Origin of the sequence: Corallococcus praedator (assembly GCF_003612125.1) — a bacterium.
Taxonomy (GTDB): Bacteria; Myxococcota; Myxococcia; order Myxococcales; family Myxococcaceae; genus Corallococcus; species Corallococcus praedator.
In genome coordinates this window covers 1-20,302 of record NZ_RAWI01000150.1, presented here as the reverse complement: position 1 = coordinate 20,302, position 20,302 = coordinate 1, and the positions used below count along the sequence as shown (strand labels likewise).

Annotated in this window: 17 protein-coding genes; 12 read left to right on the top strand and 5 right to left on the bottom strand. The window is 68.5% G+C overall.

The features are described 5' to 3' along the window. Window positions 1–716: chorismate mutase (locus D7Y13_RS20190; protein WP_120630748.1), on the top strand; the 716-nt coding region annotated here is incomplete at its 5' end. A 6-nt stretch (window positions 717–722) separates the two neighbouring features. Here the strand turns inward: D7Y13_RS20190 and D7Y13_RS20185 are convergent. Together D7Y13_RS20185 and D7Y13_RS20180 are read right to left on the bottom strand one after the other, a co-directional pair. Further along, the gene (locus D7Y13_RS20185; protein WP_120584839.1) at window positions 723–2,066 is read right to left on the bottom strand and encodes an alpha/beta hydrolase family protein; all 1,344 of its coding nucleotides are present in this window, start codon (window positions 2,064–2,066) and stop codon (window positions 723–725) included. A gap of 73 nt (window positions 2,067–2,139) precedes the next feature. After that, window positions 2,140–2,919: a class I SAM-dependent methyltransferase gene (locus D7Y13_RS20180; RefSeq protein ID WP_120584841.1), complete on the bottom strand. Its 780-nt coding sequence runs from the start codon at window positions 2,917–2,919 to the stop codon at window positions 2,140–2,142. A gap of 98 nt (window positions 2,920–3,017) precedes the next feature. Between D7Y13_RS20180 and D7Y13_RS20175 the strand changes: the two genes are divergently transcribed. From D7Y13_RS20175 to D7Y13_RS20140, 8 genes are all read left to right on the top strand, one after another. After that, on the top strand, window positions 3,018–4,316 hold the full coding sequence (locus D7Y13_RS20175; RefSeq protein WP_120584838.1) for a citrate synthase family protein: 1,299 nt from the start codon (window positions 3,018–3,020) through the stop codon (window positions 4,314–4,316). A 145-nt stretch (window positions 4,317–4,461) separates the two neighbouring features. Continuing rightward, window positions 4,462–4,998, top strand: a complete 537-nt coding sequence (locus D7Y13_RS20170) for a hypothetical protein (protein ID WP_233595772.1) — start codon at window positions 4,462–4,464, stop codon at window positions 4,996–4,998. Between the two features lie 156 nt (window positions 4,999–5,154). After that, a complete protein-coding gene (locus tag D7Y13_RS20165) occupies window positions 5,155–5,565 on the top strand; it encodes a hypothetical protein (RefSeq protein WP_233595771.1) in 411 nt (136 codons plus the stop codon). Between the two features lie 171 nt (window positions 5,566–5,736). Beyond that, window positions 5,737–6,885, top strand: a complete 1,149-nt coding sequence (locus D7Y13_RS20160; RefSeq protein WP_120584837.1) for a hypothetical protein — start codon at window positions 5,737–5,739, stop codon at window positions 6,883–6,885. A gap of 29 nt (window positions 6,886–6,914) precedes the next feature. After that, window positions 6,915–7,652: an AHH domain-containing protein gene (locus tag D7Y13_RS20155; RefSeq protein ID WP_120584836.1), complete on the top strand. Its 738-nt coding sequence runs from the start codon at window positions 6,915–6,917 to the stop codon at window positions 7,650–7,652. A 17-nt stretch (window positions 7,653–7,669) separates the two neighbouring features. Continuing rightward, the gene (locus D7Y13_RS20150) at window positions 7,670–8,266 is read left to right on the top strand and encodes an imm11 family protein (RefSeq protein WP_120535363.1); all 597 of its coding nucleotides are present in this window, start codon (window positions 7,670–7,672) and stop codon (window positions 8,264–8,266) included. Between the two features lie 7 nt (window positions 8,267–8,273). Further along, entirely contained in the window at window positions 8,274–9,074 is an 801-nt protein-coding gene (locus D7Y13_RS20145) for an immunity 49 family protein (protein ID WP_120584835.1), read from the top strand. A gap of 141 nt (window positions 9,075–9,215) precedes the next feature. Next, the gene (locus D7Y13_RS20140; protein WP_120584834.1) at window positions 9,216–11,966 is read left to right on the top strand and encodes a PQQ-dependent sugar dehydrogenase; all 2,751 of its coding nucleotides are present in this window, start codon (window positions 9,216–9,218) and stop codon (window positions 11,964–11,966) included. A 105-nt stretch (window positions 11,967–12,071) separates the two neighbouring features. Here the strand turns inward: D7Y13_RS20140 and D7Y13_RS20135 are convergent, their stop codons facing one another. Both D7Y13_RS20135 and D7Y13_RS20130 read right to left on the bottom strand, forming a co-directional pair. Further along, a complete protein-coding gene (locus D7Y13_RS20135; protein ID WP_120584833.1) occupies window positions 12,072–14,162 on the bottom strand; it encodes a hypothetical protein in 2,091 nt (696 codons plus the stop codon). A 183-nt stretch (window positions 14,163–14,345) separates the two neighbouring features. Continuing rightward, entirely contained in the window at window positions 14,346–14,864 is a 519-nt protein-coding gene (locus tag D7Y13_RS20130; RefSeq protein ID WP_120584832.1) for a GNAT family N-acetyltransferase, read from the bottom strand. A gap of 141 nt (window positions 14,865–15,005) precedes the next feature. Between D7Y13_RS20130 and D7Y13_RS20125 the strand changes: the two genes are divergently transcribed. Next, window positions 15,006–16,025 carry an oxygenase MpaB family protein gene (locus D7Y13_RS20125; protein WP_158620432.1) on the top strand — a complete coding sequence of 340 codons (1,020 nt, stop codon included), beginning with the start codon at window positions 15,006–15,008 and terminating at the stop codon, window positions 16,023–16,025. Window positions 16,026–16,046: 21 nt separating this feature from the next. Here the strand turns inward: D7Y13_RS20125 and D7Y13_RS20120 are convergent, their stop codons facing one another. Further along, entirely contained in the window at window positions 16,047–17,498 is a 1,452-nt protein-coding gene (locus D7Y13_RS20120; protein WP_120584830.1) for a hypothetical protein, read from the bottom strand. Window positions 17,499–17,751: 253 nt separating this feature from the next. Here D7Y13_RS20120 and D7Y13_RS20115 point away from each other — a divergent pair, with 253 nt between their 5' ends. Continuing rightward, window positions 17,752–19,596 carry a M4 family metallopeptidase gene (locus D7Y13_RS20115; RefSeq protein ID WP_233595770.1) on the top strand — a complete coding sequence of 615 codons (1,845 nt, stop codon included), beginning with the start codon at window positions 17,752–17,754 and terminating at the stop codon, window positions 19,594–19,596. A 215-nt stretch (window positions 19,597–19,811) separates the two neighbouring features. Beyond that, window positions 19,812–20,302 (top strand): hypothetical protein (locus tag D7Y13_RS20110; RefSeq protein WP_147452469.1); only part of this gene is annotated, 491 nt, incomplete at its 3' end.

Genomic DNA, 20,302 nt, shown 5'->3' with positions numbered 1-20,302 from the left:
GGGTGGGGACGCATCCCCTGTTCGGCCCCTTGAGCCTGGCCATGGCGGAGCGCCCCATGCGCGTCGTCGTCTGCCCCAACCCACTGCATCCGGAGGCGGCCCCGCGCGCGCGGCGCTTCTACGAGGCGCTGGGCTGTGAGGTCATCGAGCAGACGCCGGAGGGACACGACCGGGTGATGGCGGAAACCCACGCGCTCACGTTCTTCGTGGCCAAGGGGATGGTGGATTCGGGGGTGGCGGTGGACGTGCCCTTCGCGCCAGCCAGCTTCAAGGCGCTCTCGCGCACCATCGAGACGGTCCGCTCGGACGCGGGTCACCTCTTCACCGCCATCCAACAGGAGAACCGCTTCGCGACGGAAGCACGGGAGCGCCTGCTGCAAGCGCTCCAGGCCATCCACCGCGACCTGGCGGCCCTGCCCGCCGTGGCCAGCGCACGGGAGGTGGCGGGAATGGCCTTGCCCGGGCTCGCGTCCGGACCGCCGGAGCCCCGGGAGACGCGCGAGCACATCGATCAGCTCGACCGCGAGCTGGTGGAGCTGCTGGCCCGCCGCGGCGAGCTGGCCCGGCGCCAGAGCCGCGCCCATGCGCCCGAGGAGCCGTCCGGTACGCAGGCGCTGCTCGCCGCGCGCCGGGCCTGGGCCACGGAGTTGGGATTGGATCCGGAGGAGGTGGAAGCCCTCTTCCGCGTCATCCTGGAGGCGCCGGGCGGCGGGTAGCCGGACTCAGAGGTACTCGTCGAGCCAGTCGAACATCCGGTGATTGGCCACGGCCTGCGCGGCTTCCTGGCAGTGCAGCAGGCCGGTGTCCTCCTGGGTGAACAGCATGTAGTCCTTCGGGCAGTTCAAGGCGTCGAAGAGCAGCCGCGCCTGTCCCTGGGAGAAGGCCTCGGCGGTGCCGTCCATCACCAGCGTGCGGCAGCGGATGCGGTGGACGACGGGCTCGTTGTTGAACTCGCGGAGCTTGAAGAGCAGGTCCGACGGCGAGCTGGCGCCGTGCTTGTTCATCGAGTCCTTCATGTACCAGCGGAACAGGAACACCTGCGCCATGAGCTGCGCCATGCCCGCGTCGAAGGCCTGGGGGTCGCTGTCCAGCAGCGGCATCAGCTCCGGGAAGTACATGTTGAACTGCTCGAAGGAGGACTCACCCCAGTTCAGGACGCCGGGGTTGGGGATGAGCAGCTTGATGCGCCGCTCGAAGGCCGCCGCGCGCGGCACGAGCGCTCCGCCCATGCTCCACCCCAGCAGGGCAATCCGCCGTGAGTCCACGCCCGCGATGCACAGGGCGAAGTCCACCACCGGGCGGATGACCTGCTCCCAGTCGGGCCGGAAGGGCAGCCCCTGCTCGCGGATGGCCATGCCCTGTCCGGGCGCATGCACGATGAGGCAGTGGTAGCCCCGCGCCAGCGCCGCATCAATGACATACTTGGACTCCTCCGGCCACGCGTCGCGGCCCTGCTGGAAGATGAGCAGGGGCGCGATGCTCCGGGCGTTCGGAGCGCGGAAGAAGTAGCCGGGCAGCGTCGTGCCTTCGTAGGGGATGCGCACGGGGACGCCGGGAATCTTGAGCAGCGTGAGGGCCTTGTCGTACGCGGCCACCGCCTTGCGCCCGATGGCGAGCACGCTCGGGTCGCCCGGCTCGGGGTGGTGGATGAGCGCGGCCCGGTAGTAGTTGGCGGCCCGCAGGTAGGCATTGCCGGCGCTGATGCCATGGCGGCGGGACAGGCTCACATCGCCCATGGCGCGGATGCGGTCGGCGGTGCGGACCCACTCGTTGGGCCAGCTCCAGTCATCTCCCGGGACGATGCGGTGCGCGGTGTCCAGCACCTCGCTGATGTCCGCCTGGGCGCTGTAGGTCGCCGCCAGGAAATGGAGCAACTGGCTGTCCATGATGGGGTCCGCCATCAACCCCAGCTCGTACCAGGGGCGCGGCGCCTCATCGGACGCAGCGGAAGCGGAAGCCGCCGGAGGACGCGCCGCGAGGGCGGGGGTGCCCCGGAGGAGCGCGAGCCCCCCCGTCAGCCCCAGACTGGCTTGGATGAGGGTGCGACGGTCCAGTGAACTGCCCATGGTCTGCGACCTCCAGCAATCGGGTGCTGGCGGGTTGAACACCGGAGGCCCCACATTCTGTCACCCGCCTCCGTCAGGGCCGGGTGGCCAGGAGCGCGAAGACGCGGTGGGGAATCGCGAGGGGCTCCTCCGGGAAGCGCTCGGCGAGGAGCTTCGCGTGCGCGACCTCGAAGCGCGCGGCCTCCTCGGCCGGGAGCGCCGCCCCCACCTTGGCGCTGGCGCGCACGCGGCCCCTCCACGCTTCGTGCGAGTAGTGGACGACGGTGTCGAAGGAGAAGGACTCCAGGGCGGTGAAGCCCTCCGTCGCGACATCCAGGAACCACCGCGGATAGATGCCGACGTCATGGCCGAAGCTGACGTAGGGCGCGACCTGGGAGGGATTGAAGGTGTCGATGAGGGAGTGGACCACCTCCACCGCGTTGCCCGGCAAAGGCAGCCAGTCGAAGTGCGCGATGAGCAGCCGCCCTCCCGGCGCCAGCACCCGACACGCCTCCCGGGCCGCGGCGGCCCGGTCGAACCAATGCCAGCACGTGCCGGCGGTGACGAGCTCGAAGGTGCCTGGAGCAAGTCCGGTCGCCTCCGCCGGGGCCACCCGGAAGTCGATGGACAGTCCTTCGGCGGTGGCGAGCTGTCGGGCGGAGTCCAGCATGGAGGCGGAGACGTCGAGCGCGGTGACCCCGCCGCCGCGCTTCGCCAGTCCCCGGGCCAGGGTGCCCGTCCCCGCGCCCAGGTCGAGGACGCGAAGCCCGGGGCGGACGACACCCTCCCGGACGAGCCGTTCAAAGAAGGCGTCTGGAAAGCCGGCGCGGTGCCGCGCGTAGTCCGCCGACGTGCGGCCAAAGTCCACCTGCATGAGCATCCTCCTCGGTTGGTTTCCAGGCCCTCGCGTGGGGGGCACATCGACAGCGAATCGCGTCGCGTCGACACTCTCCCGTCAGGAGGTGGTGGAGCATGGATAGACGTCGGGGTGGACGCTCTCAATCTCGATTCGACCATCGACCTGAGCGGGAGGAGGAGCTGCTGTCCGCGAAGGAAGCGGCGGTGCTGCTCAGGGTGAAGCGCGCGACGCTGTACACCTACGTGAGCCGGGGGCTCGTGCGGTGCGTGCCTGTGCAGGGAACGAAGGAGAACCGCTACTCGCGCGCGGACGTGGAGCGGCTGAAGACACGCCACGACGCACGGGCGGGACACGCGGCGGTGGCGGCCGGAGCGCTGCGGTGGGGCGAGCCGGTCATCGACTCCGCCGTGTCCCGGGTGGAGCCGCAAGGGCTGGCGTACCGGGGACGCCACTCGGCGGTGGTGCTCGCGACGGAGGGACGGTCCTTCGAGGATGTGGCGGAGCTGCTGTGGTCGGGCACCCTGCCGGAACCCCCGGGGACGAAGTGGCGCGCGCCCAGGGCCCCCTTCCCTCCTTCGACGCTGGCGAAGCTCCTGCCAAAAGGGGCGCCGCCCGCGAAGGTGCTGGCGACCCTGGTCACCCTGCTGGCGACCCGGGACGTGGTGCGCTTCGCGCTGCCTCCGGCGCAGGAGCTGGAGCGGGCCCGGGCCCTGCTGCGACATCTGGCCGCCTGGGTGTGCGTGCCACGAGCCCCCGAGCGTGTGATGCGGGCGCTGCGAGCGCGCACGGTGTCGGCGTCCCTCGCGGTGGCGTGGGACGTGGCGTCTCCCCAGGCCCAGGCGATGCTGGACCGCGCCCTGGTGCTCTGCGCGGACCATGAGCTGAACGTGTCGACGTTCGCCGCCAGGGTGACCGCCTCGTCCGGATCCGATCTGTACGCCTGCGTGGGCGCGGGGATGGCGGCCCTCTCCGGCACCCAGCACGGTGGGGCCTGTGACCGCGTGGAGGCATTGCTCACGGAGGTCGGTGCGCCCCAGCACGCACGGGAGGTGGTGTCCGAGCGCCTGCGCACGGGAGCGCTGGTGCCGGGCTTCGGACACCGGCTGTATCCGGCGGGGGACCCCCGGACGCCCTGCCTGATTCAAGCCGCGCGGGAGCTGAAGCCTGACGCGCCCGGGGTCCGCGTGGCGTCCGCGGTGCTGGAGGTGATGCGCAAGGCGGGACACCCCGCGCCGTCGATGGAGGTCGGGCTGGTGATGCTGTCGAAGGCGCTGGGACTGCCCGTGGGAGCGGCCTCGGCGGTGTTCGCGGTGGGGCGCGCGGCGGGCTGGGTGGCGCACATCCTGGAGCAGCGCGACCAGGGACACCTGCTGCGGCCCAGGGCCCGCTACGTGGGGCCCCCGACATCCTGAACCGGCAGGCGGACAGGCACGCGCAGGGACTCAGGGGTCGCTGGGTGGGAGTGCTGCGCCAAAGGTCGTTTTGGGTCGGGATTCACGGGGGGATTCTCGCGGTTGATGGGAACCATTGACGCCCCTCTCTCAAAGGACACCCCGCATGATGAAGAAGACCGCCCTGCTGACCTGCCTCCTGGGACTGATGCTGGGAGCCCTCCCCGCCAGTGCCGCCGAATCGAAGGATGTGTTTGGCAAGGAGGTCCCCATCGGGCAGGGCCGGCCCACGCTGGTGCTGTACACCAACCGGGGCACCCAGGAAGAGCTCCGTAAGCACGCCTACCAGTTCATCTACGAGATGCGCTCCAAGAAGCCCATCGTCGTCGTCCACGTGGACCTGCGCGACGTCCCGGGCCTCTTCAAGGGCATGGCCCGCAAGCAGATCAAGAAGGGCCACGACGAGTCGCTCGACGAGATGCGCAACCTGTTCCGCCAGAAGGGTGAGGCCCCGCCGCCCGAGCTGGAGTCGTCGCTCTACATGGTCGCCGACACCAAGGGTGAACCCCACCAGTCCATGGGCTTGAAGAAGGGCTTCGGCCAGGTCTTCGCCCAGGTGCTCAGCGACTCCGGACAGGAACTCGCCCGGGGCCCCTTCTCAGAGAGCGTGCGCAAGCTCGGTCAGGTCCTGGCCTCCAGGTAGGCACCTGCCGCGCAGCTTGGTTCGGGTTCTCGGATATGAGGGTGTTTTCCGGGGCGACGGCGACGTGAGCAGTCGTTCGAGCCCCCCAACACCCCCTCTCCTGAAGTCGTTGAGCCGACCGCGCCGGGCAGTGAAGTCGCGCAGGTCGAGTCAGCGGTGACGAAGTCCATCCCCGGCACGACCTGTGTCGTCGAAGCGACGACGCCGTATGCGTATGACGACGGTCGCATCAGCGCCCAGGCGTCTGTCTGGGATTGCAGCCAGGACTCCCCCATCATCTACGTGTGCTCCGTCGTGGAGAAGAAGTCGGTGAGCAGCACGGGCACCGTCACATGGACGGCGGTGGCGGGCAGCCGCAGTTGCTACCCCGAGACGAACACCGACTTCGGCGGGCAGACGGCGAACGCCACGCCCTCCGCGGCGGGTGTCTACCGCCAGCGTGCGCAGGCGGCCATCACGCTCAACGCCACGACGTGGACGCCCGCGCAGCCGTCGACCTGCGGCACGCTCGCAAGCAACGTCCCGTGCAAGTTCATGGAAGTCGTGTCCGGCAACGTCACGCTGTAGTGAGCCCCCGGTCCGGCTGACGCGAAGGCGACGGCAGCCGGGCTGGAAAAAGCCCGCGAGGATGCAGCCGCCTCCCCATGGCATTGGCGCACGGCATTGACTGTCATGCGCCCACCCATTCATCCTTTGCCAAGCGGATGTCAGACATCCGCTTCGCGAAGGAGCCCCCCATTGAGGGAAGGCCGCATCGCCATTACGGGCATCGGGATGGCCTCGTCGCTCGGCAATGCCGTCCAGGCCTGCGCGGCTGCACGGGCAGGCCTGACGCGCATCACGGACCTGGAGCAGACGGAGGTCGAGGAAGAGACCCTGCGGACCGAAGCCCTGAAGGGGCATCCCGCGAACTGGGTGGCCGGCGGCTTCGAAGGCCCTGGCCGGCTGCTCTGCCTCGGAGAGGCGGCGATTCAGGACCTTCTCTTCCACGTGAAACTCAAGCCAGAGGAGTTCGCGGGGACCGCCCTGCTGCTTCAACTCCCGGATGACTTTCACCAGCAGACCCTCCTTGGGCGTGGAGCCACGGCCACAGCCACCTCCGATTTCGCCCCGGAAGACCTCCCGGCCGAAGCCCTCCTTCAGGCCACGTGGAAGTCGTTCCCTGAGCGATTGATGGCCCTGACCGGGTTTGAGACACGGCCTCGAATCCTCGAGCGCTTTCGTGGCGGACCCGCATCCTTCGCGCACCTCCTCCTGCGGGCCCGGAACCTGCTCAACTCACGAACAGTGGACCGGTGCATCGTGGGTGGAATCGACTCGCTCATCGATGGAGGCCCGCTCCTCGCAGCACGCGAACTGCGGCTCACGCGGACGCCCAATACACCTGTCGGATTCCTGCCTGGCGAGGCCGCGGGTTTCGTTCTGCTTGAGTCGGTTCGCGCGGCGGATGCCCGTGGCGCCCGCATCCAGGCCTTGCTGGGGCCTGTTGGCATCGCGGAAGAGTCCTTCGATCGATTCTCCGGCACGCCCTCCACCGGAGCAGCGCTATTCGCCGCGACCACGGCCTGCCTCGAATCCTGGAGAGAACAGGACAGGGCCATCGGGTCCGCGGTCGTCAATCTGAACGGCGACCCCTTCCGAGCGATGGACTACGGGAGCGCCCTGGTCCGGATGACGTCGGCCCGCCTTCCCACAAGCTTCCGACTCGTCCTGCCCGTGGACAGTTTTGGTGAGCTGGGCGCCGCCACCGGACCTGTCTCCGCCTGCATGTCCGTCAGGAGCCTTGTCCGTGGTTATGCAAGGACACCCCATGTCCTTGTCCTGTTGCTGGACGAGCGCAAACAACGTTCTGCCCTGCTGCTTCACCATCCGGGGGCGGCCCCATGAGCATCCCCGGACTGCATTGAGGAGACGCGATGAGCCAAGATGACGAACATATCGACGCGCTCAAGAACAAGAAGGACGCCCACCGGGGCGGCGAGTTGAACGGTTGCATCTGGCGCGTGTGTGGACTCAAGGGCCACAAGTATCCCGAGAATGGCCGAAGCTATATCCAGGCCAACCATCGCAAAATCTACGAACTCGACTTCACACAGGGCGCCGACCACATCCGCGTGACCAACGTCATGCGAATCTACGGCAGCTACTCAGCCCACCGGAATCCCACCACCCGAGGCAATCTCTGGTGGTTCGGACAAGGAAGCAATTTCCAGAATGGCTACTGGCCCTGGAGCAACCAACTCCATCACATCCTTCCCATTCAAGCCCTCCAGGAGGGACTTGAGAAGAACCCCTCGGCCATTGAGCTGTTGCTGCGCGCTGGGTACAACATCAACCGGGGCGTCAACATCATCATCCTGCCCACGAACCAGCGCGACGGCTATGCCATGCGACTGCCGTGCCATTGCGGAGCACATACCTCGTACAACAGGCATGTATCCCAGATCGTCAACAAGGTAGCGCGTCGGCTGTTGAAAGCGGCCGACCCCGAGGGCGAGCATCCTACCCACGCGGAGATGCGTGGTATCAAAGACGAGTTGGAGACGTGGTCCGCGCGGGAATTCCTGGTGATCGTCGCTTGGGGTCGGAACTACCCGGGCATGAAGATCAACGAGAAAAAAGAGACACAGTTCGCCGTCCCGCCACGGTGCTGACCCTGTCAGGAGATGAGATGTCCAAGAGTTCCTACTCCATTCTGCGTGCCATCGAGGATCCGTCCCTCTGTGGGATCCTGAGCCTGCCTGACGAACTCTATCCACTCTCCTGGAAGCTGGCGGAGGGCCGGTCGGTCGCGAAACAGTATCCCCCAGACGTACAATTCAAGATGACGGACCGATACCCGGGCATCCTCGTACCGGATTTCATCCAGAACGTCGTCGCCTGCACGCTGGTGTCCGAGGCCGCCAAGGCGTTGCTGGAGCAGCACGCGCGGGCCGACATCGAGTTTCTTCCATTCACCCTGCGCAACCACAAAGGGCGCATCGCCCGTGAGCGGTGCTTCATCGCCAACATCCTGGGTGTCGTCGACTGTGTCGACCCCGCCAGCACCAGGGCAACGCCCTCGAAGATGGAGAAGGGCACCTACCTTTTCCTCAACAAGTTGGGGCTGGACATGAAGAAGGTCCCGGAAACCGCTCGCATCATGCGCCTCAAGCAGCTTCCATCCGTCATGATCGTCCACGAAGCGCTGCGCGCCGTGCTCCAGGCCGAGGGCATGACCGGCCTGGGGTTCATCGAAATAGGCGAAGAGTGTGACATCCGGGAGTAGCCCTGCCATGTCCGAACTCGCGTCCCTTCTCATCAACTCAAGGCACCGCATCCAGGATGCGCTTGCCAGCATCGAAGCCACCGACACGGAAGAGTCCTCTGGCTTCGCATACGTCAAGCTGGCCTATGCCTATCGAACCCTGGCCATGTGCCAGTTGTTGCTCCAGGCGGACGCGCAAGCGTTCTCCCTCAATCTCCGCCGCTCCGCCCAGACCACGCTTCAATTCTTCACCCAACTCCAGCTTGGGCGCGACTTCAACCCCGTGCACTCGTGCGCCAGCAGGGTCTTCTCCTTCACCGACGCCCTGGTCGCAGGGGACCTTCCGACAGCCCGGGAACTGGGGCAACTGCTCCCCACACACCATGATCCACGAATCGAGTACGAGGATGACTTCCTCCTGCCCCACTGCATGGGCTTGATGCTGCTCGCACCTCCAGGGCAAGAGGCCACGCTTGTCGCGGCCCTGGCACGGTGGAGGACGGTCCTGGAAGGTGGAGCGGACCCCTATCTCGATGCGCTCCATGCGCTCCTGGGGGGAGAGGGAAATGCGTTCGACGATGCCCTGGAACGCCTCATCCACGCGCGCGGACAACAGTTCGCCCAGGGCAAACGGGACATGAGCATCGACGAAGAGACGCAGCTCACCGAAGGACGCCTCTTCATGAAGGGGCTGGCACTCCTCCGCCTCGCGGAAGTGCTCGGTCTGGAGACCCAGCAGGGCTACGTCATGATGCCTTCGCTGGCGCGTCCTCCTCTTGCCACCCTGCCGTTGCCCCCCCATGCGTGGAAGAGCCCCGGGCTGGCCTGAGCCACGTCACGGGGGACATGCCCGCTCGCGCGAGCACGTCAGCAGCCGGGCTGGAAAAAGCCCGCGCGGATGCAGCCCCGGGGTGACTTCGCGCCGATGAGGGACTGAAGGCCCACTTCGCGTGCGGTAGCTTCATGGACCATGCGATCCCCCCTCGTTGCATCCCTGTTGTTGCTGCTGCTGGGCTCCCCGGCCTGGGCAGCGGTGCCCACCGGCTTCACCGAAACGAACTTCTCATCCAACGCCCTGACGCCCGCCACCGGCATGGCGTGGGCACCGGATGGTTCCGGCCGGCTGTTCGTCACCCTCAAGAACGGCGCTGTCCGGACCGTGGCGATGAAGGACGGCGTCCTGGAGACGCAGGCGGGCTCGCTGGTGACCCGCCTGTTCGCCACGGAGCCCACCGTCCACACCAACAGCGAGTGTGGCCTCATCGGCATCGCGTTCGACCCGAACTACGTGGTCAACCGCTACGTCTACTTCTTCGTCACCGTCTCCGCCTCCGAGCAGCGCATCGTGCGCTACACGGACGCCAATGGCACCGGCACCGCGCGCACGGAGGTCGTCCGCAACCTGCCCACCACGGGCAACAACCATGATGGCGGCGGCATCGGCTTCGGGCCGGATGGCAAGCTCTACTGGGCCATTGGCGACCTGGGCAACGGCACGGGCGTGGACGCGGACCTCACGTCGATGGCCTCCAAGGTGAGCCGCGCCAACCTGGACGGCACGCCCGCCAACGACAACCCGTTCAACGACGGCGTGGGCCCCAACAACGAATACATCTGGGCGCGCGGCTTCCGCAATCCGTTCACCCTCACCTTCCAGCCCACCACCGGCCAGCTGTGGGTCAACACGGTGGGCACGGGCTACGAGCAGATCTTCGTCGCGACCCGGCGCAGCCACGCCGGCTACAACGACTTCGAGAACAACCAGCCCGTCGGCAACGACTACCTCACCCCCGTCATCAAGTACCGCACCAACGGGACGGACACGCGCAACCTGATCGCCACGGGAGGCGCCGTGCGCACGGCGGGCGTCACCACCTTCACCACCACCGGGGCGCATGGCTTCCGCAAGGGTGAGCTCATCACCTTCGAAGGCGTGGGCAACGCGAGCTTCAACGGCGACTTCTACGTCGCCAGCGCGGCCGCCGCTCCCACGACCACCACCTTCACCGTGGCCCAGCCGGGGCTGCCCGACGCGAGCAGTGGCGGGGGCACCGCGCGGACGCAGGGCCTGGGCGGCTCCATCACGGGTGGCACCTTCTATGACGCCACCCTCTTCCCGCCGGAGTACCGCGGCAACTTCTTCTTCGGCGACTTCAACTCCGCCCAGGTGACCCGCGCCACGCTCGCGGCGGACAACTCGGTGGCGACGGTGGACGCGTGGGGCTCCGGCTTCACCTCCAACGTGGACATGGCCGTGGGGCCGGACGGAGCGCTCTACGCACTCGGGTACACCAATGGCGTCGTGCGCCGGATTGCTCCGACGACGACCGCGCAGAAGCTGGTCGTGTCCTCGCTCAACCTGCGCCTCGTGGAGGGAGGCCGGGCGGTGTTCACCGTGCGGCTCGCCCAGGCGCCCGCCGCGCCCGTGGCCGTGCAGGTCGCGCGAGCGATGGGCGGCTCCGAGGACCTGAGCATCGCGAGCGGCGCCAGCCTCACCTTCTCCCCGACGGACTGGAGCGTGCCCCAGGTCGTCACGCTCGGGGCGGTGGAGGACGCGGACGCGGACGCGGACACGGCCACCTTCGTGGTGACGGCGGCGGGCCTGACGGACGAGTCCGTGGTGGCCACCACCATCGACAACAACTCCGCCCGGCTGGTGCTGTCCACCACGCGGGTGCTCATCCCCGAGGACGGTACCGCGACGCTCGACGTGTCGCTCTCCCAGCGGCCCACGTCGAACGTCACCGTCACCGTGGCGCGCACCCAGGGCGACGAGGACATCACCGTGACCGCCGGGGCCACGCTGAACTTCACCGTGTCCAACTGGAGCACGCCCCAGTCCGTCACGCTGCGGGCCGCGCCGGACGCGGACAACCTGGACGGCGTCGCCACCATCACCCTCGCCATGCCGGGCCTGGACGCGCGCGCCCTGGAGGCGGTGGAGCAGGATGACGAACCGCTCGCCCCCGCCATCACCTCCACGCCCGGCCTCTCCGCCGTGGTGGGCCTCGCCTACCGGTACGACGTGGAGGCCAGGGGTCGTCCGGCGCCGACGTACTCGCTGGTGGGCACGGTGCCTCCGGGGATGACCCTGGACGCGGCCACTGGCCTCGTGTCCTGGACGCCTGCCTCCACGGGCGCCGTGAGCGTGACGGTGCGCGCGAGCAATGGCGTGGCACCGGACGCGGACCAGACCTTCACCCTCACGGCGAAGGTGGATGAGCCGCCGCGCGCCATCCTCACGCGGCCCACCCAGGGCGAACGCGTGTCCGGCAACACGGCGGAGTTCTTCGGCGACTGCGTGGACGACGTGGGCTGCATTCGCGCCGAGTTCTACGTGGACGGCACGGAGCTCTACACGGACATCCGCTCCGACAATCACTTCCACTTCGGCGGGGAACACAACCGCTGGGACACCACCGGGCTGTCTCCGGGCGTGCACACGGTGCGGTTCGTCGTGGTGGACTCCGCCGGAGCGCAAGCCGAGCAGCAGGTGACGGTGTGCGTCGGGGATGGGCCGTGCGAGGAGGTGCAGCCGGACGCCGGCGTGGATGCCGGAACGGGCACGGACGCGGGAACGGGCGCGGACGCCGGCACGAGCCCGCCTCCGGACAAGGAGGATGACTCCGGCTGCGGCTGCGGCGCGGCCCCGGTGGCACCGCTCGCGTGGCTGGCGCTCGCCGCGCTGGCCTCCCGGCGGAAACGGGCGCGCGCGGAGTAGTCGAGGGCGGACACACCCCGGATGGACCTGAAGCCCGGTGCCCCCTTCGAGGGTCGCCGGGCTTCTTCTTCGCATCGAAGCGCGAAGGACGAAGCCAGCCGTACCTCAAGGAGGGGGGTCTGGCGTCTCTTCGTACTCCCCGTCCTCGGGATACCCCTCGTAATCATTCCACGCCACGAACAGCTCGAAGCGGAAGGTCGCGCCCAGCACCTCCTCCCAGTAGGTGGGACTGGAGAAGCCAGCGAAGCGGTCTTGCCGGGAGAACGTCTGGCTGGAGGGGATGCCCAGCAGAGCGGTTCCCTGCGTGCTGCCCTTGCCGCTCAGGTCACCGCTCAGCACCAGTCCAAAGGGCGAAGAGACACCCTCCAGCTTGAATTGCAGGTCGAAGCTGCAATCAGCCTCCTCCTCCTCGTTCTCCAGGAAGGCGGTGGCCGTCCAGCTTCCGTTGTGCCGCAGGATGACGGTGGCGGACTGACACACAAGCGGCTTCGGCATGTTGCGCGTACTGAGCCGCTTGAGCGGCATGCCGAGCGTGAATTGCCGCACGGCGGGCAACACGTTGCGGGTGGCGCCCACGCCTGACTTGTCGCTGCACAGGCGCTGCTCGGCGAAGACGAGGTCGCGTTGCGTGAGGGGCCGCGTCAGGCCCACCCATTTCACCCGCGGATCCACGAACCCGGAGCCGATGTGCTCCACATTCAGGGGCATGCCGGTGATGGCGAAGACGTCCACCGCGGCGCCCGGGATGGCATCCACCGTGACGCTCTTCGTGCCTTCCACCAGGGGCAGCACGATGTTCGTGGGCCCGACATCCGGCTTCGGCTCGACCCGGTGGTGGGGAGACTCCTTCCACGCACCGCCGCCGCAGAGTCGATAGGTGAGCCACACCTCCTGGGATTCGTGGAGATACGGCGTCACCTCGACGCGCAGCGAGTCGGCGGTCGCGAACACCTGGTTGCTGATGGGCGTGGCGCCGCCCGCGGAGGAGGCCCAGACCTGCACCCACGCACCGGTGAGCGCGGTGACGCGCACGGCGCGCGCGCAGGCCACGAGCGGATCCACCACGTCCGGAACCTGCCCGATGGACAGGCCCACGCCCGGCACCGTCACCGAGCCCGGGTCACTGGACAGTCCGCAGCGCTCCTGCCTGGCGGTGAGGGTCTCGTTCGCCGCGAGCGGCGTGAGCCGGAACACGAACGACGTGGCGGAGGGCGGCACCATGCCGCGGTAGTCCTTCCCCTGGAAGGCGAGCGTGACCACGGCACCGGGCTCCAACTGATTCACATACACGTCGACGGAGTCCGCGCACGGGGGCAGCAGCGAGGGCGTCCCGGGTTTCGCCGCCGGGGGGACGTCCACGCGCAGCGGGTCGGAGGGCAGCCACTCGCGGCACCGTGTCAGGGCCTGGGATATCTCCAGCTTGTCGCCCCCGCTCGAAAGCGGTTTGGACAGCACGAAGCTCAGGCGGTCGAGGTCGAACGTGGCGGTCTCACTCGAACCGTCCGACCTGCGCAGGACTGTCACGTCCGCGCCGTCGAAGACGCCGGCAAAGAGGAAGGAACCATCGCATCCCATGGGTCGGCTGCCGCCGAGGAAGGGGGCTGGCAGTTTCTCCTTCAATCCGACCGGAATCCTCAACACGACAGTGCTCGTCGCCACGGGCGTGCCGGCGAGCGGCGGGAAGCCTGGAGGCGCCTCCTGATGCGCCTGGAGGGATTGACCGACGCCGGGAAGGCTGGCGGTGAGTGCGAGCCGCGCATCCCCTGCTTCAGTGGCCCTCCCGCTCGCGATGACGCCCCCCGCGACGGTCACGACCACCTGGGCTCCGGGCACGGCGCCCTTCACCCAGACCCGAGCTCCGCACTGCCAGGCGCGCGACTTGAAGGAGAGCGGCGCGAGCAGGCCATGGTCCGTGGGCGCCTTGCCCACGGGGACCGCCAGCGGATCCGGCGTCCACCCGCTCTTCTCCGCGCCAAGCCCCTGCTGGACGAGGATGCGGTCCTTCTCCTGGAGCTTGATGCCGGGAAGGAGCGGCACCCGGTCACGTCCACCGGAGACAACGTCCTTCGCGATGTCGCGCGGATTGGGCCCCAGGGTTCGAGCCAGCACCGTCGCGCCGGGGAGGGCCCCTTCCACCAGGAGGGAGTCGCTCCATTCGGTGAGCGGGCCTTTGAGCAGCGGGATGACGAGTGGCATGGGACGACGGTATCCACGGCGGATCCGCGCCCCACCCCCGGGCGGGGATGGCCCCTGCCCCGGATGTGAGCTTCAGGGCGGTACGCCTCCGGAAGGTCCTCCAGGAAGCCATGGCCTGCGACTCCGGGACCTCTCCGCCGCTGCGGCTCAGCCGTCAAGTCACGGGAAGCAGCCGCCCCTCGCTCAAGCCGGCACGTAGAGCCTGCTGGGAACGCCCTCGTAGTCGATGATCCGGTCAAGCCTCATCCCGAGCCGCGTCGCGACACGGATGGAGGCCTCGTTCTCCGGGTGGATGACGGCCACGACGGGGGTTTGAGGCAGGTGCTCGCGCGCCAGCTCCAGGGCGGCGCGGGCCAACTCCGTCGCATACCCGGAGCCCCACGCATTGGGAGCGAAGCGGTAGGCGAGGTTCAACACCTGCTGGCCGTCGAGCACCTTGTGGCGCAACCCGCCGAAGCCCACGGCGACCCCGGGCTCCTCGCGCCGCTCCACCACCCAGTACCCGATGCCCGTGCGCGCCCAGTCGTCCAGCCACACGCCCAATTGCGTCCGCGCGGCGTCCAGCGAGCGCATGGGCCCGGAGGCGCTGTAGCGGTTCGTCTCCGGATCCCCATGGAGGACGAACACTGCCTCCACGTCGCTGTCACGAACGGCTCGCAGCAGCAGCCGCTCGGTCGTCATGCGTTCGAAAACCTGGGTCATGCCCGGCAGCCTGCATGCAGTGCCGCCCCGCAGGCCACCGGGATCGTCCCAGGCGCCGTGGGGGTGTGATAATTCCTCCGTCTCATGAAACAGGCCGCTCGGGCTTCAAGCGGCGGCTGTGAGTCGTTCGGAGGCAGAATCGTGAGTGCGCAGGAGAACCCGAGCTGGCGACAGTTGTCTCCGGAAGTGCAGCAACAGATCAGCCAGGACAGCGAGCATTTCCGCAAGTGTCTCGCCTACCTGCGGGAGCACTCGGCAGGCGAGGTCGAGGGCTTCTACGGCCCCGACAGCATGACCTGGGTGATCTACCGCGAGCCGGTGATCCTCCTCGGCGGACTGCGCGCCATCCTGCTGCAGATCGCCCATCCGGCCGTGGCCGTCGGCGTCTCCCAGAACAGCAACTTCCGGGGTGACCTGCTCGGCCGTGCGCGACGCACCTATACGGCGATGTATCAGCTCGTCTTCGGTGGCCTCCCCGAGGCGATGGGTGCCGCGAAGCGGGTCCACAGCCTCCACAGTCGCGTCAACGGCACCATTCCGGCCGGGGCGGGCCGCTATCGCGCGAACGATCCGCTGCTGCAGCGGTGGGTGCTCGCCACCCTCATCGACGGCGCCATGGTGGTCTTCGAGACCTTCGTGCGACCGCTCAGCCTGGAGGAGAAGCGCCGCTTCTACGAGGAGTCGCGGCTCGCCGCGGCGCAGTTCGGGCTCCTGCCGGAGCAGATGCCGCCCACGCTCGAGGCCTTCTACAGTTGGTATCACGAGCAACTGGAGGGGGAGACGCTGCGCGTGGGAGACACCGCGCGCGAGCTGGCGAGCCTGCTCTTCAATTCACCGTTCACCCGGGGACAGCTCGATGAGTTGCTCACCGCCGGCCTGCTGCCTCAGCGCTGGCGCGAGGCGTACGGGCTGGCCTGGGGACCGGGACAGCAGCGCGCGTGGAAGCTGCTGAAGGGCACGATGCGCCGGGCCATCAACCTCACCCCGCCCACGCTCCGCTGCGTCACGGCCTGGCATCAGGCGCAGATGCGGCTGGCCCTGGCGCGAGGACAGCGGCCGACCGCCATGGCCCGGGTGCTGAACACCCTCGACTCCTACGTCGACGTGCCGTTCAGCATCCGGCCGGTCGCGGTGAAGGCCCCCGCGACCGACAAGGATTGAGGCAGGCCTTCACCCGGAGGCTTACGGCTCCGCGGGCACGCGGGGGCGCGAGAAGTCGTTGAACTTCGACGGGAAGTGGCTCAGGTCGGTGTCGCTGTCCTGGGCCACCGGGTTGTGGCAGCCGAAGCAGCCGGCCTTGTTCGCGTTGGACAGGCCCGGCGCGTTCGGGTCATAGGCCGTCGAGCCAATCTGGAGATAGGTCTCCAGCGCGCTGTTGGCCAGGTTGGGGAAGCCCACCGCCGTCTTCTCCGGCAGGCCCGGCTTGGCCGACTGGAAGAGGGAGATCCAGAAGTCCTCGTCGGGCGCCTGCGTCCCCTTGGTCCACAGCGTGCCGATGAGCTGGTAGTTCTGCCAGAGGCCCGTGAGCTGCGGACGCAGCGTGGCGTTCAGGCACGAGACGTTGCCGCCGCTGTTCGCGTTGGGGTCCTGCGAGGAGGAGTCCACCACCGCGCAGTTGGCGGCGCTCGCGCCCCCGGCGGGCAGCGCGTCCGTGCGGCAGACGTTGACCTGCTGGAAGTTCGCGCCGACATGCGGGTCCAGGTTGCACTGGGGATTCGCCGCGGTGACACCGCACGTCTTCGTCTCCATCACGCTGGAGGGCACCTTCGAGGGGTCGAAGAGCGCCCACGGCGTCCCCAGCGGCGACAGGGGCGCGATGGGGGTGCTGGAGCCCGCCGCGCAGTCCGGCGTGTTGGCCACGTGCTCGAACGAAGCCCAGACCCACTCGCCGTGCGTCGGCGTCTTCTGGGCGATGTGCAGCGCGATGAGGCCCAGGCCCGAACCCGCGCAGTACATCTGCGACGCGGGACAGTCATTGCCCGGGAACTGGCGCCAGGCCGTCTTCACCTCCACGGAGCCCATCGAACCCAGGGTCGTGGGCGTGCCACTTCCCCACGGCAGCCAGAGCTGGTTCGTGTTGTTGCACGGCGTGAAGGGCTGGCTCGGATCCGCGGGCTGGCAGAACGCGTAGTAGTTCGCCTGCGTGTAGTAGTTCTGGCCGACGACGAAGTCATACATCGGCGCGTTGAAGCGGATGTCATACAGCACGGTGTTGCCGGAGACGTCGATGAGCTCGTCCTGGCCACCACCGGCCTGCTTGTTGTCCAGATGGCCCACCTGGAGCGTCGTGACGCCACCCGGGAAGGCGCCGGGCGCGGACGCGCCGTCCGGCTGGAGCATGTTGTACCAGGGCGCGTAGGAGAGGAACCGCGGCTTGGTGGGGAACACCGGGTCGTTGGGGTCCTGCACCGTCTGGGTCAGGTAGAGGAACTGGTTCCACGCGAAGGTGTGGAAGTCGCAGAACGACTGCTCCGGCAGCGGGACGTCTCCCAGCGGCTGGGGGTTCGCCACGTTGAGGGTGGTGCCGTCGCTGAAGGTGCCGGAACAGAGCGTCTGCGGGTTCGTGGGCGGCGGATCCTCCACCTTCGGGTCGTCCTTGCAGCTCAGCGTCACGCCTCCCAGGGCCATCAACATCAGGGAGGACTTCGCGAAACGTCTGACAACATGGCGTGACGACAAGGGGAGCATGGGCGTTCTCCGGAGCGCGGGGACTGTCCGCTGCCCTACGCAAGGCGGATGCCACGGCGCCTTCGCCCGGCGGTGCCCCCTGCCGACAGCCAAAGGCAGCGGGCGCCGCGTCGTGCCGACAAGCACCTGCGTTGGACCAGGACGCGGCCCGCGTGGCGGTATGCCCTGGATTCAAAAATCCTTGTGGCCGGTGCGGGGCATGGCGGGTCTCCTGGAGGGCCCGGCATTCTTCACGGGCTCCGCCACCGACCCGGAGCATCCCATGCGCATCCGCCGCCTCGCCTCGCTCGTCCCCTTCCTGTTGCTGGGAAGCGCCTGCGGTAACAGCACCGTCGATGACGCCTTGCCGCACGCGCAGGACAGCGCCCTGGCGACGAAGCCGGCCCGGGGCGAAGGCCTGCGTCGCCTCCAGGCGCAGCGCCCCGAGTTCTTGCGTGGCGCGGGGGAGCTGTCCGCCCGCCGCATCCTGGTGGATCCCCAGAGCAAGGCGCATGAGCGCCTGGCGCAGAGCTTCAAGGGCGTCCCCGTCTTCGGCGCCGCGGCCATCGTGCACCTCGCGGAGGACGGCAGCGTCGCCAGCGTGACGGACCGGCTCGCCCGCGACCTCAAGGTGGACACCACGCCCCGGCTCAAGCGGGACGAAGCCATCCAGAACGCCCTGGGCTCGCTGGAGGACGGCAGCGTGCTGGTGGGCACGCCCAAGGCGGACCTGCAGATCCTCGCCGACAGCCGGGACACCCGCCTGACGTGGCGGGTGCAATTGGAGACGGTGAAGGCGGACGGCGGGCCGGCGATGCCGAACATCTTCATCGACGCGCACACGGGCGAGGCTGTCCGGGACTTCGACAACCTCCAGACCACCCGCAACCGCAAGACGTACACGGCCAAGACGCGCACGTCGCTGCCCGGGACGCTGGTCCGTTCGGAGACCCAGGGGCCCACGAGCGACGTCCTGCTGGACCAGGCCCACGACCACGCGGGCCTCACCTACGACTTCTACGCGACCCTCTTCGGCCGTGACAGCTACGACGGCCTGGGCACGGACCTCATCTCCACGGTCCACTACAGCAAGAACTACGTGAACGCGTTCTGGAACGGGACGCAGATGGTCTACGGCGACGGCGACGGCGTGCAGTCCTCCGCGCTGACGGTGCTGGACGTCGTCGGCCATGAGTTGACCCACGCCGTCACCGACACGTCCTCGGAGCTCATCTACGCCAACGAGTCGGGCGCCCTGAACGAGGCCATGTCCGACATCTTCGGCGCCTCCATCGAGGCGTACCGGGATGGTGCCGTCAGCGCCAACACCTGGAAGATTGGCGAGGAGTGCTGGACGCCGGCCACCGCGGGCGACGCCCTGCGGTACATGAACGACCCGGCCATCGCGGGCGACTACGACTACTACCCCACACGCTACACGGGCACCTCCGACAGCGGCGGCGTGCACTGGAACTCCGGCATCGCGAACCTGGCCTTCCACCTGATGGTCTCCGGGGGAAGCCACCCGCGCGGCAAGACGAGCAACGTGGTGCCGGCGCTCGACGCCAACCGCTACACGGGCATCCTGAAGGGCGCGGCCATCTTCTACCGCGCGAACACCGTCTACCTGACGCCGGGCAGCACCTTCGCGGACGCGCGCGCCGCCACCGCGCAGGCCGCTTCCGACCTGTACGGCGCAAGCGCCGTCGCGTCCGTCAACGAGGCGTGGAGCGCCGTGGGCGTGGCCGCGCCCCCGACCTGGAGCGTCATCACCACGCTGAGCAACGTCGCGGGCAGCCGCAACGGCAGCACGAACCTCAACTACGTCACGCCGACGAACGCGACCGCGATGCGCTTCGCGCTCTCCGGCGGCACGGGTGATGCGGACCTGTACGTGAAGTTCGGCAGCGCCCCCACGACCACCAGCTACGACTGCCGCTCCGCGGGTGCCAGCAACGACGAGAGCTGCACCCTCAACCCCGCGAAGCAGGGCACGTACTACGTCCTGATCCGCGGCTACTCGGCCTTCTCCGGCGCCACCTTCCAGGTCAGCTCCGGCCAGTAATCCCAGAGGGGTTTGCTGCCCCGACCCACCGGCGCGGTCGCCACTCCCTGGCGGCCGCGCCGGTTTCTTTTTCACAGCGCCCTTGAACAGTGACGCTGCGCACGGAATCACAGCCATCCGGGTGCCCGCCCGCCTGCCCTCGAAACACTTCCCTCTCCTGCGCGGTTCAGACATCGTGCCTTTCAGGTTTGTCCCATCTTCCTGAGAGTTGATTCATGTCTGGAACACGTCGTGTTTCCGTTGCCCGGCTGTATCGCGCCCTGCTCCCGGTCGGGCTGCTCGTGGGGGTGTTCGCGTCCGCCGCCCGGGCGCAGGGCCTGGCCTCCGCGGCGGGGGATGAGCAGGTGATTCCCATTGTCGGCGCGGGCACGGCCACGGGCGTCGGCTACTTCCCGCTGGAGGCCGCGTTCGATGATCAGCCCACGCTCCATCCGCCCACCCAGGAGCGCTACGGGGCCAGCGACGGCGGCCAGGGCGTGGGGCTCTATGCCGGGCGGCAGGCGTACATCGACTTCGGGCCGGACTTCGCCAACGTCCGCATCACCGGCACGTGGACGCTCTGGAACCAGTGGGGGCGCACCGCGCAGCAGCCGCTGACCTACTGGTGGTCCAGTTCCCGCGACAACCTGTTCAACAACGACGACGTCGCGGAGACCACCCCCGGCTTCGGGTTCATCACGCGGCTTCCGCCCACCCACCCCACCAG

Excerpts from the sequence above, each read along its gene's own strand:
- D7Y13_RS20185 (WP_120584839.1), bottom strand. The coding sequence starts at position 2,066 with ATGGGCAGTTCACTGGACCGTCGCACCCTCATCCAAGCCAGTCTGGGG.
- D7Y13_RS20180 (WP_120584841.1), bottom strand. The coding sequence starts at position 2,919 with ATGCAGGTGGACTTTGGCCGCACGTCGGCGGACTACGCGCGGCACCGC.
- D7Y13_RS20175 (WP_120584838.1), top strand. The coding sequence starts at position 3,018 with ATGGATAGACGTCGGGGTGGACGCTCTCAATCTCGATTCGACCATCGA.
- D7Y13_RS20170 (WP_233595772.1), top strand. The coding sequence starts at position 4,462 with ATGATGAAGAAGACCGCCCTGCTGACCTGCCTCCTGGGACTGATGCTG.
- D7Y13_RS20155 (WP_120584836.1), top strand. The coding sequence starts at position 6,915 with ATGAGCCAAGATGACGAACATATCGACGCGCTCAAGAACAAGAAGGAC.
- D7Y13_RS20150 (WP_120535363.1), top strand. The coding sequence starts at position 7,670 with ATGTCCAAGAGTTCCTACTCCATTCTGCGTGCCATCGAGGATCCGTCC.
- D7Y13_RS20145 (WP_120584835.1), top strand. The coding sequence starts at position 8,274 with ATGTCCGAACTCGCGTCCCTTCTCATCAACTCAAGGCACCGCATCCAG.
- D7Y13_RS20140 (WP_120584834.1), top strand. The coding sequence starts at position 9,216 with ATGCGATCCCCCCTCGTTGCATCCCTGTTGTTGCTGCTGCTGGGCTCC.
- D7Y13_RS20135 (WP_120584833.1), bottom strand. The coding sequence starts at position 14,162 with ATGCCACTCGTCATCCCGCTGCTCAAAGGCCCGCTCACCGAATGGAGC.
- D7Y13_RS20130 (WP_120584832.1), bottom strand. The coding sequence starts at position 14,864 with ATGACCCAGGTTTTCGAACGCATGACGACCGAGCGGCTGCTGCTGCGA.
- D7Y13_RS20120 (WP_120584830.1), bottom strand. The coding sequence starts at position 17,498 with ATGTTGATGGCCCTGGGAGGCGTGACGCTGAGCTGCAAGGACGACCCG.
- D7Y13_RS20115 (WP_233595770.1), top strand. The coding sequence starts at position 17,752 with ATGGCGGGTCTCCTGGAGGGCCCGGCATTCTTCACGGGCTCCGCCACC.